Below are 15,802 nucleotides of genomic sequence, written 5' to 3' on the forward strand. Positions count from 1 at the left end.
TGTATGCAATCTTGAACAATTTTTCAATGAAAATGTTCTTATTTAGTTTATCCTTTTTCTTCATAATCAAACAAAAGGGAAAAATAACACCACATACAAAAAATAAGTAACATTTTTTAATATAGCATTTATTGTACGAAAGGTAAAATAATACTTCTTATTTAACTGCCCTGATTCATTAAAAAAAGAACTTGTGAAAATCACAAGTTCTCCGCCATACATATTAAGCGCTCTGGTTCCCTTCCATTTGCGTTTTGTACATATCGTAATAACGCCCGCGCTTTTTCATTAGTTCATCATGAGAGCCTTTTTCTAAAATCGTCCCTCTATCAAGCACGATAATTTGATCTGCGCTTTTAATCGTTGAAAGTCGGTGAGCGATAATAAATGTCGTTCTTCCTTTTTTCACAACTTCTAATGCTTGTTGAATCATAGCTTCCGTCTCTGTATCAATACTAGACGTCGCTTCATCTAAAATTAAAATGGCTGGATCAAATGCAAGTGCTCTAGCAAACGATATAAGCTGACGTTCTCCGGTTGAAAGGGTACTTCCTTTCTCCGTAATTTCTTCATTTATATTGTTCGCAAATCTTTCCGCACCAACATCACGCAACGCTTTTACAATGCGCTCTTTTGAAATGTTTTCATTTTCTAAACTTACATTAGATGCTACTGTTCCGCTAAATAAAAACGGATCTTGCAATACGATTCCCATATGTTCACGAGTTGCTTGTTTCGGCATCTCTTTTACATCATGACCATCAATCGTAAGCTTTCCTTTTTCAAATTCGTAAAACTGAAAGAGTACATTCATAATGGAACTTTTTCCTGAGCCAGTATGACCGACAAGCGCGACTGTCTCGCCTTGTTTCGCTTCAAAAGAAATATTTTTTAACACTTCATCTTTTCCATTATAAGAAAACGACACATTATCAAACTTCACATTTCCTTGTAAGCGAGGCATACGTTCTTCTTCTACTGCTTCCCCTTTTTCCTCTAACAATTCAAAAACACGTTCTGATGCAACGCGCGATTGTTCTAAGTTAGCAAGCTGATTTACCATATTTGTAATCGGTGAGAACAATCGTGTTAAATAATCAACGAACGCATACAGTATCCCTAGAGAAATGACGCCTGTAGCACTTAATGAAGCACCACCGAAATACCAGATTACACCTGTGAAAGCGATATTTCTTAATACGGATACTAAATTATGAGAAGTTGCTGCATTTAAATTCAAAATTTTATTTTGATACTTAAAATAATCTCCATTTAATTCATCAAACTCTTTTTTCGTTTCGCGCTCTTGACGGAACGCTTGAATAATTGGCATCCCTTGAATGGATTCATTCACTGTTCCGTTAATATCAGATAAACGTGAACGCATTTTATGATTGTATACAGACGCATACTTTCTATAAAGAATTGCCCAAACGATTAATATCGGGATAATAAGTAAACATATCGTTGCTAATTTTACATCGAGTAAAAATAAAGCCGCAAATATCCCGATAATATAAATGATACTAGAGACGAATGTCGCAAGTACCGTTACATATAAATCACGAATGGCTTCCGTATCATTCGTTACACGCGATACAATTTTCCCTGCTGGTAAATGATCAAAATAACGAATCGGCAACGTTTGAATATGAGAAAAGACATCTTCCCTCATAATTTGAATAATTTTGTTCGCCGCCTTCTGTAAGAAAAACTGCTTTCCGTATGCAAACAAGGATACGACTACTAATAAAGCGAAGTATCCACCACCAAGTAATAATAGACGGTTTATTTCTGGTTTATAAAACGCAAACACTTCTTCTTTCGTCAATGCTTTCGCTTTATACACTTGCACCGCCTTACCGTTTTGAACGGTAATCATATCACCTTTTACAGTCCGTGACCCTTCCAGATTTACTTTATTCGGTACAAAGTAATATTGAAAACCGACTTGCATCACACGTACTTCTTTTCCTTTTTTCTCACCTTCCTGGAAGCGATCGCTTCGCTTATAAAAGGCGCCATTATACGAAACAGCCTCTTCACTCTTTTCTGTTTCATACCAAGGCTTCTCTATTCCAACGATATGATCGTCAATCATCGTTTTCGCGACGAAAGGACCCGCAAGCTCTGCGATGACGAAAATAAATAACATTAGCATCGCTGCAAAAATCGTCCCTTTCACCTTCATCGCATATTGAAACAATCGTTTTGAAACGCTCATATTTTCACCCCACTATCCGCACTTTCACTTTCCCCTTGTTGTCTTTCAAACTGCTCAGCATACCAGCCTCCACTCTTAACAAGCTGATCATGCGTACCTTCTTCTATTACTTGCCCGTCATCCATAACGAGAATCCAATCCGCATGTTGTACGGCAGATAAACGATGCGTCGTAATAATCGTCGTCTTGCCGCTTCTTTCTGTTCTTATATTGTCAATGATCGCTGCTTCCGTACGAGCATCAACAGCTGATAAAGAATCGTCCAAAATTAAAATTTCTGGATTTTGAATAACAGCTCGCGCAATCGAGATCCTTTGTTTTTGTCCTCCTGATAAAGAAACACCTTTCTCTCCAACGAGCGTTTCTAACCCTTCTGGTAAAAACTCTAAATCCTTTTTAAACGCCGCGATTTCAATCGCTTTCTCGAGTTCTTCTTCCGTCGCTTCCCTATTTCCGAATAAAATATTTTCTCTCGCTGTTTTTGAGAACAAAATATGTTCCTGCGGTACATATCCAATCCAGCCGAGTACATTTTCATTCGTCATTTTATCTAACCTCACATCAGAGACTGCAATATCCCCATCTCCAAGCGGATATTGACGAAGAAGCTGACGGACAAGCGTCGTCTTTCCGCTTCCTGTTTTCCCGACAACACCAAGCGTTTCTCCTTGTTTTAATGTAAACGAAACCTTCTTTAAATTTGTTTCAGTTGATGAAGGATATGAAAAGGTAACATCATCAAACTGAATATAATCCGGCTCTTGTACAACCTTTGGATGTTTCGGATCCTTTACATCTGGTTCATACGCTAACGTTTCATTTACACGGTCTAATGAAGCATTTCCTCTTTGCATAACATTGATTAATTCGCCAATTGCGAACATCGGCCAAATCATCATCCCTAAATACACGTTAAATGAAACGAGTTCCCCAAGCGTCACCTTTGATTGAAATACAAGATATGCACCGTACACTAAACCAATTAAATAACTAAGACCAACAAGCATTTTCACAGTTGGTTGGAATAGTGCATCGATTCTTGCTACCTTCATATTCTTTTCGTAGACGTCATCTCCTAAATGATGAAATCTTTCTTGATCTGCATTTTCTTGTACGTATGCACGAATCACGCGCACACCAGCTATTGACTCAAGTACTTTATCGTTCATATCACCGAACGCATCTTGCGCAACTGTAAATCTTTCATGCAATTTCTTTCCATATATATTCATCGCATATGCCATAATCGGAAGCGGTATAAGTGCCGCAAATGTAAGCTCCCAACTAATTGTAAATCCCATCATAAAGACAATCGTAAGCATATATAAACTTGAATCCACGAGCGTTAATATACCGAAACCAGCTGTCATAGCGATTGCTTTTAAATCATTTGTCGCTCTCGCCATTAAATCGCCAGTACGATTTTTTTGGTAAAAAGTCGGCGTCATTTTAAGTAAATGCCCCATAAATTTAGAGCGCATCGTTTTCTCAAGTACGAATGCACCGCCAAACAATTGATGCTGCCATACGAAAGTGAGGCCATATCCAACGATCGTAACCCCAATTAAAATAAGAATAGACTGTATAATAGCTTCGTTTGATAACGTTCCTGTTTTTATATTATCAATCGTAACCCCGAGTACTTTCGGAGGAATAACTTCAACTATATTTACAATTAAAAGTGCACCAATGGCGATACTATATCTCTTCCAATGTTCTTTAAAAAACCATCTTAACTTTAGTAATACTGAAAACAATATAACCTCTCCCTTCTCATTCTCGTTTACCTCTCGTTTCTTTATCCACTATCCAGACCCATCACATTTACATTTCGTAACCCATACAATCTCATCACATTTTTCCACCTTCCAAAATTTTATTTAGTAACATGGAAAATAAACAAAAAAAAGCATACCGTCGCTTGACGATATGCACAAAAATGCATAAAAAGCGTACGTTACGATATACGCAACGTACGCTTTTTATAAGACAAAGATGCCCTATATATCCGTACGGGTTGCGTAATGATATGAATGTTTTCTGCCGTTTAACAGAGCTAAGCCCATTACATTTACGATTACAATCATTACGCACACCCCCTTCATTTATTTTCCATTTATAATCTTACAACTTTATTGAGTATTCTGTCAATTGTTTTTTTACAGACTGAACGAAAATATACGCTACATCATTTTGAAATAAGGGAATATTCTGCAAGAAAGGGCATACAAAATAAAAAAGGAATAAGAAATCGTTTTCACAAACATTTCATTTGAAAAATGTTATCAAACCCCCTACAATCACCTTATACTCACTCTTACAAGTTGCTATTTTAGGAGGACTAATCATGACAACTAGCAATACGTACAAATTTTATTTAAACGGAGAATGGAGAGAAAGCTCTTCAGGAGAAACAATTGAAATTCCATCTCCATACTTACACGAAGTAATTGGACAAGTACAAGCAATTACTCGCGGAGAAGTAGATGAAGCAATTGCATCTGCAAAAGAAGCTCAAAAATCATGGGCAGAAGCTTCTCTACAAGATCGCGCAAAATATTTATATAAATGGGCTGATGAGCTCGTAAATATGCAAGATGAAATTGCCGATATCATTATGAAAGAAGTCGGTAAAGGATATAAAGATGCGAAGAAAGAAGTTGTTCGTACAGCTGACTTCATTCGTTACACAATCGAAGAAGCTTTACATATGCACGGAGAAAGCATGATGGGCGATAGCTTCCCGGGCGGTACAAAATCTAAACTTGCGATTATCCAACGTGCACCACTTGGTGTTGTATTAGCAATCGCACCGTTTAACTACCCAGTAAACTTATCTGCTGCAAAACTTGCACCAGCATTAATTATGGGTAACGCTGTTATTTTCAAACCGGCAACTCAAGGTGCAATTAGTGGTATTAAAATGGTGGAAGCACTTCATAAAGCTGGTCTTCCAAAAGGTCTTGTGAACGTAGCGACAGGACGCGGTTCTGTAATTGGTGACTACTTAGTAGAACACGAAGGCATCAATATGGTATCGTTCACAGGTGGTACAAACACAGGTAAACATTTAGCGAAAAAAGCTGCAATGATTCCACTTGTATTAGAACTTGGTGGTAAAGACCCTGGTATCGTTCGTGAAGATGCTGACTTACAAGATGCTGCAAACCATATCGTAAGCGGTGCATTCTCTTACTCTGGTCAACGTTGTACAGCTATTAAGCGTGTACTTGTACACGAAAACGTAGCGGACGAGCTTGTTAGCTTATTACAAGAGCAAGTAGCTAAACTATCAGTTGGATCTCCAGAACAAGACAGCACAATCGTTCCATTAATCGACGACAAGTCTGCTGATTTCGTTCAAGGTTTAGTTGACGACGCTGTAGAAAAGGGTGCAACGATCGTTATCGGTAACAAACGTGAGCGCAACTTAATTTACCCAACATTAATCGACCACGTAACTGAAGAAATGAAAGTTGCTTGGGAAGAGCCATTCGGCCCAATCCTTCCAATCATCCGTGTTTCTTCAGATGAGCAAGCAATTGAAATTGCTAACAAATCAGAGTTCGGTCTGCAAGCAAGTGTCTTCACTAAAGACATTAACAAAGCATTTGCAATTGCGAACAAAATCGAAACTGGTTCTGTTCAAATTAACGGACGCACAGAGCGCGGTCCTGACCACTTCCCATTCATCGGCGTAAAAGGTTCAGGTATGGGCGCACAAGGTATTCGTAAGAGCCTTGAGTCTATGACACGTGAAAAAGTAACTGTATTAAACTTAGTTTAATCTTATACAAAGAATCTGATCTAATTTTAGATCAGATTCTTTTCTATATAGATACTTCCCAAAAACGAAGGATTTCGTTCTACTTCCGATTTGGTTTTCCAAATCGAACTAAAACATGCCATAATAATTTTAATTCCTGAAGCACTTCTTCATAAGTTCCACGATCACTCCAAGATAATGGATTGCGTTTCAAATCCGCTACAGCAGAACCAATTATATTTGCATCGATACAATGATTCCGTGCAATGCGTCTTGCTAAAGATGGCATTTTTGAACCTCTAAAATCCATTGGAACGTCGTCTACCATAAGTACAAAACCTGTGTGCCAATACAAATCAATAGCATACTTCAGGCACATTTCTTCTAATGTTCTTCCTACATCCGTACCCTTAAATGAAGGATCTACAACAAGAGCTTCCACGTCTTCTTTAAGAGAAATATCTCCATGAACCTGTGCTTCAATATAATGATTAAGGTTACGGGCTGACTCTTTGTTTATTAAATCTATAAACGACCTTTCCAGGTTAGCCAGTAAATGATTAACTAATCTTGTTGGAGTCAAATTCCCTTCACCAATTGCATACTCTCTTACGAATGTTTCTTCCAAAAGAGCAGCTAGAATCATATCAAACTCCTCATAAGTCCCCTTTTCTTTTGGATCTTGATGCGAATCTAAATACGTATATGTAGAGCGATAAGAAACTTTTGGAGATAAGAGAAAATAACAGGATCCAAAGCGCGGGGCAGGCCCATCTGGATGTAACATCAAATTTAGCGCCCCATACTTTGGCCGTTGATTATTCGTTACGCCTTCCAATTGATATGCGCCTCCAAATATTCTCTGTTCCCAAAGGTCACGTTCACCACCCGGATAAGCAGACACACTTCCGTTAGATAGCAATGTTTCAAACTGACTTTTATATATTCCTTGTTCAAACAATGCTTCAGCAATACTTTTCATACTCGAATCGAGTCTGTCTGGATGAAAGTGTAAAGCAATCCTTGCATGAGATTTCAAGTTAGCGACAGCTTCTTCAAATATTTCATCTGTAATATTACACATGTTAAGTATATGATTAATTGTTGCTTTAGCCTCACGTTTTTCATTCTCTGCATATTTTGAAATATACTCTAAAGCAAATAATTGAGACCTTGATAATTCCATAATCCAATCTCCCCTTTAATTGAAATGACCTTAATCCTTTCAATTAAAAGTGCATTTTTTCCTTCTTATGCAACTAACCTAATTTATTGAACAAAAAGTACTTTCATACAGTCTAATTACAGATGCGAGCATTCTTTACGGGTAAATCCACACATTCTACAGAAATGTGATACCCTAGCCATCGCTCAGCAATATGTTCAAATGATAAAACAGATCCCGTTGTAAAAAAGCGATGCTTCGGATTCAGATTATCAGACAAAATTCCTTTGTGCTGTAAAATTGTGCTTAACTCTATCGCTGTTTCTTCTGCAGAACTAATAATCGTTACATCCTCTCCTAGTTCCTTTTTAATATAGGACTCTAAAAGTGGATAATGCGTACATCCGAGAATTAGCGTATCTATATCTTCTTTCGTTAATGGCAGTAAAGCTTGTTTCACTTGCTCGGTTACATATGCTGTATCTTCTAATTGATTTTCTACAACTGTAGCTAAGGTTGGGCACGCATGACTATGCACTTTCAAATATGTATCAAGCTCATGCAATGCTTTTTCGTACATATTAGACTGTATCGTACCTACAGTTCCAATTACTCCGATTTTCCCTTTCTTTGTCACTTTAATTGCCGCTCTTGCTCCCGGATGTATAACGCCAATAACTGGAATAGAAAGTGCTTCTTGCAACGCAGCCAATGCAGCTGCTGCAGCAGTATTACATGCTACAACTAGAGCTTTTAACGGAAACTGTTTGAGGAACTCAACCATTTCAAATACGAAAGATTGTACCTCTTCTACACTTCTTGGCCCATACGGACAACGCTCATTATCACCAATATAATAAATGCTCTCTTTAGGCAATTGTCTTATAATTTCGCTCGCAACTGTTAATCCCCCAACTCCCGAATCTAACACACCTATTACTGAATGTTTATGACATACAGACATATACTTCATCCCCTTTTCAATCATCTAGCGCTAATAACATTTATTATATTATGAAAATTCAATATTACATAATAATCCCTCATACTTTTAATCACAAACTCTTCTCTATAATCTGATTATTACTATATCCATTGACGTATAAAAATTCATTTGTTACTCTTAAATACGTTAATTTAATATTTAAATCCTCATTCGTATCTCGGTGAGGTAGAGGTTGCAATCATTAAGAGTATCATTTCCGGAGATGTAGTGGCATTGATGAAGGAATGAGAAAGGAATGGTTGCCGAAGTAAGTTGTGTCCACCATGCACACTTGCTGGGTCTGCATTTAATAAGTGCAGAACTGTCACAAACGTTTCGTTTGTGGAGAGCTATCGAGAGGTATGTCGTGGGTTTCTTATAAGATAGAAAGCATGTAGCGGCAAATTACGTGCTTTTTTTGTTTTGTTTGGGACTTCTCTTCCTGACTCAGGAAGACATACATATCTCCTCGCTTGACTTGGTTATACTAACTTTGGAGGTATTTTCTATGCAACAAAAAAAATGGGGCTTTTGGGTACTCACAGCTTTCGTTGTCGGTAACATGGTTGGCGCTGGTATTTTCATGGTGCCAAGTACGTTGGCACAAACAGCAAGCCCTCTCGGTGTCACTTTAGCTTGGTTAACAACAGGGTTTGGTGTTTTAATGCTAGCTCTTGTTTTCGGTAATTTAGCAATTCGTCGTCCTGATTTAACGACAGGACCACAAAGTCATGCATATGCTTTATTCTCAACACCAAAAAAGAAAAAAATGGCTGGTTTCAGTATGGTATGGGGATATTGGGTTGCAAACTGGGCAAGTAACGTTGCCATCATTACATCATTTGCGGGATATTTATCACTCTTCTTCCCAATTATGAAAGATACGCGACTACTATTTTCAATCGGTTCGTTTAACGTAGAAGTCGGAAAACTAATTACATTTACGATTTGTTCCATCTTACTTTGGGGAACTCATATTATATTAACAAACGGTGTAAGCGGAGCTGGAAAGCTAAACTTCTTAGCAACAACAACGAAAGTAACTGGATTCCTTTTATTCATCGTCGTTACGTTATTTGCATTCGAAGCTTCTAAGTTTGGACAATGGTACACACCGATGATCGATAAATCAGGTGTATCACACGGTCTTCTTTCACAAGTAAACTTAGCTGCTCTTACAACACTTTGGGCATTTATCGGAATTGAATCAGCGGTTCTTTTATCAAACCGTGCTGTTTCTCCAAAAACGGTAAAACGCGCAACAGTTGCTGGATTACTTATTACAGTTGCGATTTACTTAGGAATTACAATTTTAACAATGGGTGTACTTCACGTCGATAAATTACAAGCATCTGAACGTCCATTAGCAGACGCATTAAACGCTGCAATGGGTCATGGCGGCGGGAAACTGATGGCATTACTTGCTCTTACTTCCCTGTTCGGTTCTATCTTAGGCTGGATTTTATTAAGCTCAGAAGTACCGTATCAAGCAGCAAAAGAAGGTTTCTTCCCTTCCTTCTTTACGAAAACAAATAAAAAAGGAAGTCCAATTTACTCATTACGATTAACAAACATTATGTCGCAAGTATTCCTATTCTCAACATTATCAGGAACAATTGCGGAAGCTTATACATTCGTTATTACCGTATCAACACTAGCCTACCTCATTCCATATCTCGTTTCACCAATCTTCCAGTTAAAACTAGTCGCTACTGGTGAAACGTATAAAAATGAAATGCGGGCGAGAATTACAGATGGTATAGTCGCAGTGATTGCACTTTGCTACGCACTATGGGTTATTAAAACCGGTGCAGCCGATATAAAAACATTCCTTCTCGGAATTGGTTTATTCGTAATCGGCTTTGCCTTCTATCCTTTAATGAATCGTGATCAGAAAAAAAATAACGAAAAGAAAAACGGGCAAGTTGCATAACGCAATTTGCTCGTTTTTTCTTTTCTAAAACATATATAATAGAACAAAGAGGTGAGAAACATGTCAATTGAATCACTATGGAGCAGTCGCTTCCAACAACATATTCAAAATATTATTACATACTTTGCACGTATGATTAACGGTTTACTATATAGCTTTATCTTTATTTCATGCGTTGGCGCATACTACTATGCTCAGTTTCTAAAAGCATCTCCTTCTAAAGGAATCTCTTTACTACTCATCACGATTGTACTTACATTCATTATAACGAGATGCCCGATCCGTACATTTCTTCAAAAACCTGATGCTGTCTATTTACTAGCACTAGAAGAGAAATTAACATCTTATTTCAAAAAATCTCTTCTATATAATTACATCATTCAGCTTTTCCCATTGTTATTTACGTTTCTTATTCTCGTTCCGCTTGCATTGCAATCATTACAATTAACTGTACCTTTCTTATGTACAATCTTTATCGTTTTAATGATTACGAAAGCTTGGAACATGTACATACATTGGATGTGGCGTGATAGTCATGAAAAAAGCATATGGTTCATTATTCGTATTGCTTGTAACGCCCTCATTATTTACATGCTGTTTTATGCGGCAAATGTTCTCATATTAGGCGGATTACTCTTACTACTTACTTTCCTTTTTCTATACACGAAAAAACAGCCTACAAAACGAATACCATGGGATTACATAATTGAGCAAGAAGAAAAAATGAACGTTCGTTTCTATCAATTTGCGAGCATTTTCACCGATGTTCCTCAACTGAATAAGCAAGTAAATAAAAGAAAATGGCTTACAAATTGGATTGAACCTTTATTACATAAAAAACGAGCAACTTTCTTCTATTTACATACACTCGCATTTTTACGCGGGAATGATTATTTCGGTATATATATTCGCTTAGGGTTGATCGGTACCTTCGCCTTATATTTTATACCAAACATATACGTAAAAGGCGCTATCGCATATATCGTCCTATATATGATTTCTATGCAGCTCCGTTCCCTATGGAAATATTTTTCGGGAAATATTATTGTAGCATTATATCCAATTGATACTGAAAAACGAATGAATCAATTTCTTCACTTAATCTTTATATTGCTAAGCATTCAACTTGTTGTATTTTCAATTGTTATACTCATTGCTACAGGTCAATTTTTACATAGCCTTATCATTATGATTATCGGGTTACTCTGGATCAAATTTATTATTGTACCAAAAACGAAGCAACGAATTTCCGCATTTTAACGAAAAGAAATATCTTAAAAGCCAAGGAGCGAATAAATTTTCTCCTTGGCTTTTTTATTTTCCTTCTTCAAACAAGAATCATCGGCACAACCGATATTTTATGATTTTTACATACAAAAACGATAATACATGTTTACGTCCTAATAAAAAGGGTATGTATTAAATTAACAAGGGAAACGAACTGGGGGGATTAGAAATTTAAAAGGAAGCAAACACTACGATGCATTGCTCAAAGATGATTCTGGAACCGATACTATAATGTAAGGAGCTGACCGCAATGAGTAAAAAAATTGCTATTTTAATAACGGATTATTTCGAGGATACAGAATACACAGAGCCAGTAGAAGCTTTTCATCAAAAGGGATATGAATTAACAACCATTGAAACGGAAAAAGGGAAAACGGTACACGGCAAACAAGGAAAAAGTGAAGTTGTAATTGATAAAGGTATCGATGATGTTTCTCCAGATAACTTTGATGCCCTCTTCATACCAGGTGGATTTTCCCCAGATATACTGCGTGCAGATGAGCGTTTTGTACGCTTTAGTAAAGCATTTATGGATGCAGAAAAACCTGTTTTCGCTATTTGTCACGGACCTCAGCTACTCATCACTGCACAAACACTTGAAGGACGTGATGTAACTGGATATAAATCTATTGAAGTCGATTTAAGAAATGCTGGCGGCAACTTTCATGACAAAGAAGTAGTCGTATGCCAAAATCAACTGCTCACAAGTAGACAACCTGAGGACATCCCCGCGTTTATTGAAGAATCGTTGCGTATATTAGGATAGCTACTTTGATTAACCTCCTTTTATTTATATAAAAAAATTTAATCAGCCCTCACCAACTGGTCGTTTACATGCAATCCGACCTCCACAAATAGCGGGATAAATAAAAAGAAGGGAATCCAAAAGTTCAGTTTTAATAATCTTTTGGATCCCTCTTTTTTCGTCCCCAAATTTCCAATCACTTTTCATAGGCAATTCTCATATAGTGAAAATGACTATACAATTCCTATCCATAAGTTAAATCATGATTTTACACATATATAAATACAAAAGATGGGAGCCTTATTTATGAATAACAATCCACCTTCAACGCCCCCAAATCCAACGGAAACGAATAATAATGAAGTGAGCTTACAAACGTTACGCGTCATTGGGCTTATTGTACTAATTAGTGGCTACATATTAGTCACTCTTTCTGAAGTAGGCACATTAAAAAATCTTTTGCTACAGCCGGATACCACTCCGAATTTAGCTGAAGTTGATCCATTTTAAAAGCCATATGAAAAGCGGTTTCTAGCATCGCTTTTCATATCGTTTTATCCAATCTGGGACACATTTCTTTCACCCTCATACTTCTCTTTCCCTATCGCCTTCATAAATAATAAAATACTGCTCATACCAACGATAAAATACAGAGCACTCATGCCCCAAGATGCAAGAAATGAACCTAGCATAACACCTAATGCCCCGTTCATTTTTGCCACTTGAAAGACCATTCCGTTAATCGCCATATATGAACCTCTTGCCTCATTTGGCACCATATCTGCCATAATAGATTGACGCACTGGCACATACATCATCTCGCCTACCGTTTGGAAAAGCCCTGCAATTAATAAAATCCATAAACTATTGCTCGCTCCGAGTATTGTAAATCCAATTGTATAAATGAATAAACCTACATATAAGATTTTCAAATCGTTGAAGCTTTTCAGCATTTTAATAAGAAGTGCTGAACATAACACAACTAAAATTGTATTCTCCGCTGATATCCAGCTCAGCATGCGAATACCTGTTAAATCAAACGTAACACCATTCCCAAAGAAAAAGTGCACCGTTTCAAATTCTTGCTGCAAACGTACTCCTAAATAATTATTAATCTGAAACTCTAAAGATAACGTACATATACTTGCTGCACAAAAAATTAAAAACGCTCTATCTTTCATTACGACTTTATAACTATCCGCCATATCTTTTAATATATTTTTCTTCTCCACCGTTTTTCTAGCTACATACACTTCTTCCATATATACTGCCATTATATATAGAGTAATAATTGCAACAAGTGTTAATGCGATAAACAATTGTAATCTATAGTTTTCAAATAGTAGTCCTCCAAATATCGCTCCAATCGCAATGGATAAGTTAATTGCCCAGTAGTTAATGCTGTACATCACTTTTCGATTCTCAGGTGTACTCACATCAATTAACATCGCCTCTGTCGCAGGATTCATAAGTCCAGATCCTAAACTATTCACTAGCATAAAGATAAATGTTAACCAAGGTGAATCTACATAATCGGAATTTGCAATCCCCATACAAGCAATGGAAATGACTTGTATACTTTGACCGATAATCATAACCTTTTTACGACCAAGCCGATCTCCAACATACCCACCGTACAAACCAATTACTAATGAAGCTATGACATTAATAAGTAGTAACGCACCAGCAATCGCACTACCTAACTTTATTGAAAAATAAATCGCCATAAATGGAAAAATCATCGTGGACACAGTACGTGTTAAAAACGAAGTTATAATTCTAATCTTTATATTTCGATGCATACTCCAAAATCCCATTGTTTCCCCCTCCTTATGCTTATTTATTTTACTTTGAAAAAAAGGAAGAAAAAGGTTAGAATATTCTAAAGAGTTTCCCCTTTTATGATAGAAGGAAGTGTATATATGAAAATTATGGACTATTACATTAGACTAAGACTACATGCACAAGATCAACAGCATATGCGAAATAGCTTACAAGAATTAGCGGATGCTTTATATTGCAGTACGAAAAACGTAAAGATTTTATTAAAGAAAATGAGCGAGGAGCAATTAATTAGCTGGACTCCAGGGCGAGGCCGCGGGAATAAAACGGAAATTCTATTTATACATAATTTCGTAGAAGCGATTGAGTCCTATACAGATGAACTGTTAGCGCAAGAAAAATTAAAAGATATCTTTCTTCTTTTAAAAGAACCCCTACCCCTTGCACTTCAAAAAAAGATAGAAAATAAACTACATCATCATTTTGGATACGAACCTTCAAATGATATGTACGACATATTAAAGATTCCTATATCGAGAAAGATATTCCCCTTAGATCCGGCTTTTGTGGCTGTAACTACAGAGAGCCATCTTACGGGTCAAATTTTTGACACGTTAGTCGTTTATAACGATGTTACGGAAAAAATGGAACCACACATTGCGCATACGTGGGAATTAAGTGAAGACGGGCTTACGTGGACTTTTTATTTACGAAAGGATGTATATTTTCATAACGAAACAGTTTTAACTTCTAAAGATGTACAATTTTCATTTGAAAGACTAAAAGAAGTTCACTCTCCTTTTGAATGGTTAACAGAAGAAATTGTTCAAATTGAAACGCCATCACCACTGCAAATTCGATTTCATTTAGCAAAACCAAATTTATTTTTCTTACACTATGTAAGTTCCATACAACTAGCAATTTTGCCACATGATGCTAGTATTGAAAATCATCATTATATAGGTACTGGACCTTTCAAACTTGCTCATTACTCTGAAGATAATATCGTACTCGAAGCATTCACTCATTATTTTAAAGAGCGCGCATTATTAGACCGCATTGAATTTTGGGGTATTCCTGATCATGTACAAATCGATGCTGATTATGAACTACCAAATGAAGAAGAAAATGAAAGGCATGATATACAAATAGAAGAAATAGGTTGTATTTATGCTGGATTCAACTTTACAAAACCTGGTCCCCATCACGACATTTACTTTCGAAAGGCTTGGAGAGAACTATATGATGTTGAAACGATACTTCGTAGCATAGAGGGTAGACGAACAATTGCTGCATCAAGCTTTTTCCCTGAAAGAAGTCGCCAAGCTTCTAAAAGGTCTTACTCTTTAGAAAAAGCGAAAGAGTATTTAAAAAAGAGCACTTATAATGGAGAGACGATACATATTTACTTCTTCGCATTTAAAGATAGTGCAAATGATGCATATTTCTTAAAAGAACGATGTGAAAGTTTAGGTATACAAGTAGAGCTTCACCCCTTTCTCGTTTCAGATTATATGAACCGTTCTATCGATCAACATGCCGATATTATTTTCATGGGAGAAGTGTTTGCTGCCGATCATGAACTTGCATTCTTAAATGTATTCAAAAATAAAAGTTGCTTCGTAAACCGGTTCATGGACCCGCACTATGAAAAACAAATTAACTGTTTACTTGATACATTTTTACTAGAAGAAAATAAGGAGAAACGCTACGAGCTCATGTATGAGATTGAAGAATTTTTACAAACAGAACACATCATTTTATTTAACTATCACGTTTTAAAAAGAAAAACATATCCTTCTGCTTTAAAAAATGTAACAATTGATTCATTCGGCTGGGCAAATTTTGCGAAGTTATGGATACAGCCATCTACGTATTAAAGTATGAGTTTTTATAAAAGGAGAAGGTACTACAT

11 protein-coding genes and 1 riboswitch are annotated in these 15,802 nt (G+C 36.6%); of the genes, 6 read left to right on the top strand and 5 right to left on the bottom strand.

The genetic code is table 11. The features are described from left to right. Positions 1 to 223 precede the first annotated feature (223 nt). Together PDQ68_RS22090 and PDQ68_RS22095 are read right to left on the bottom strand one after the other, a co-directional pair. On the bottom strand, positions 224 to 2,224 hold the full coding sequence (locus PDQ68_RS22090; protein ID WP_061183550.1) for an ABC transporter ATP-binding protein: 2,001 nt from the start codon (positions 2,222 to 2,224) through the stop codon (positions 224 to 226). After that, positions 2,221 to 3,981 carry an ABC transporter ATP-binding protein gene (locus PDQ68_RS22095; RefSeq protein WP_000493207.1) on the bottom strand — a complete coding sequence of 587 codons (1,761 nt, stop codon included), beginning with the start codon at positions 3,979 to 3,981 and terminating at the stop codon, positions 2,221 to 2,223. The genes PDQ68_RS22090 and PDQ68_RS22095 overlap by 4 nt, the downstream gene beginning before the upstream one ends. Before the next feature lie 590 nt (positions 3,982 to 4,571). Between PDQ68_RS22095 and gapN the strand changes: the two genes are divergently transcribed. Further along, the gene (gene gapN, locus PDQ68_RS22100) at positions 4,572 to 6,011 is read left to right on the top strand and encodes an NADP-dependent glyceraldehyde-3-phosphate dehydrogenase (RefSeq protein ID WP_061183549.1); all 1,440 of its coding nucleotides are present in this window, start codon (positions 4,572 to 4,574) and stop codon (positions 6,009 to 6,011) included. A gap of 79 nt (positions 6,012 to 6,090) precedes the next feature. Here the strand turns inward: gapN and PDQ68_RS22105 are convergent, their stop codons facing one another. Continuing rightward, entirely contained in the window at positions 6,091 to 7,176 is a 1,086-nt protein-coding gene (locus PDQ68_RS22105; RefSeq protein ID WP_061183548.1) for a DUF3626 domain-containing protein, read from the bottom strand. A 112-nt stretch (positions 7,177 to 7,288) separates the two neighbouring features. Continuing rightward, a complete protein-coding gene (gene racE / locus PDQ68_RS22110) occupies positions 7,289 to 8,119 on the bottom strand; it encodes a glutamate racemase (protein ID WP_061183547.1) in 831 nt (276 codons plus the stop codon). Between the two features lie 200 nt (positions 8,120 to 8,319). Continuing rightward, positions 8,320 to 8,501, top strand: a riboswitch (Lysine riboswitch). Between the two features lie 147 nt (positions 8,502 to 8,648). On the opposite strand from racE, the gene PDQ68_RS22115 reads away from it, so the two are divergent. The 4 genes from PDQ68_RS22115 (at position 8,649) to PDQ68_RS22130 (ending at position 12,615) form a co-directional block, all read left to right on the top strand. Then, positions 8,649 to 10,073 (top strand): amino acid permease, encoded by a 1,425-nt coding sequence (locus PDQ68_RS22115; protein ID WP_061183546.1) that lies wholly within the window; start codon positions 8,649 to 8,651, stop codon positions 10,071 to 10,073. Positions 10,074 to 10,133: 60 nt separating this feature from the next. Beyond that, positions 10,134 to 11,333 (top strand): ABC transporter permease, encoded by a 1,200-nt coding sequence (locus tag PDQ68_RS22120; protein WP_061183545.1) that lies wholly within the window; start codon positions 10,134 to 10,136, stop codon positions 11,331 to 11,333. 277 nt (positions 11,334 to 11,610) lie between these two features. After that, a complete protein-coding gene (locus tag PDQ68_RS22125) occupies positions 11,611 to 12,126 on the top strand; it encodes a type 1 glutamine amidotransferase domain-containing protein (RefSeq protein WP_061183544.1) in 516 nt (171 codons plus the stop codon). Positions 12,127 to 12,411: 285 nt separating this feature from the next. Then, entirely contained in the window at positions 12,412 to 12,615 is a 204-nt protein-coding gene (locus tag PDQ68_RS22130; RefSeq protein ID WP_001063865.1) for a hypothetical protein, read from the top strand. Between the two features lie 44 nt (positions 12,616 to 12,659). On the opposite strand, the gene PDQ68_RS22135 is transcribed toward PDQ68_RS22130, so the two are convergent. Further along, the gene (locus tag PDQ68_RS22135) at positions 12,660 to 13,922 is read right to left on the bottom strand and encodes an MDR family MFS transporter (protein ID WP_061183543.1); all 1,263 of its coding nucleotides are present in this window, start codon (positions 13,920 to 13,922) and stop codon (positions 12,660 to 12,662) included. An 84-nt stretch (positions 13,923 to 14,006) separates the two neighbouring features. Between PDQ68_RS22135 and PDQ68_RS22140 the strand changes: the two genes are divergently transcribed. After that, the gene (locus PDQ68_RS22140) at positions 14,007 to 15,767 is read left to right on the top strand and encodes an SgrR family transcriptional regulator (protein ID WP_153016945.1); all 1,761 of its coding nucleotides are present in this window, start codon (positions 14,007 to 14,009) and stop codon (positions 15,765 to 15,767) included. Positions 15,768 to 15,802: the final 35 nt, after the last annotated feature.

The sequence above is a fragment of the Bacillus cereus group sp. Bc010 genome, assembly GCF_027716745.1.
Classification (GTDB): Bacteria; Bacillota; Bacilli; order Bacillales; family Bacillaceae_G; genus Bacillus_A; species Bacillus_A pacificus.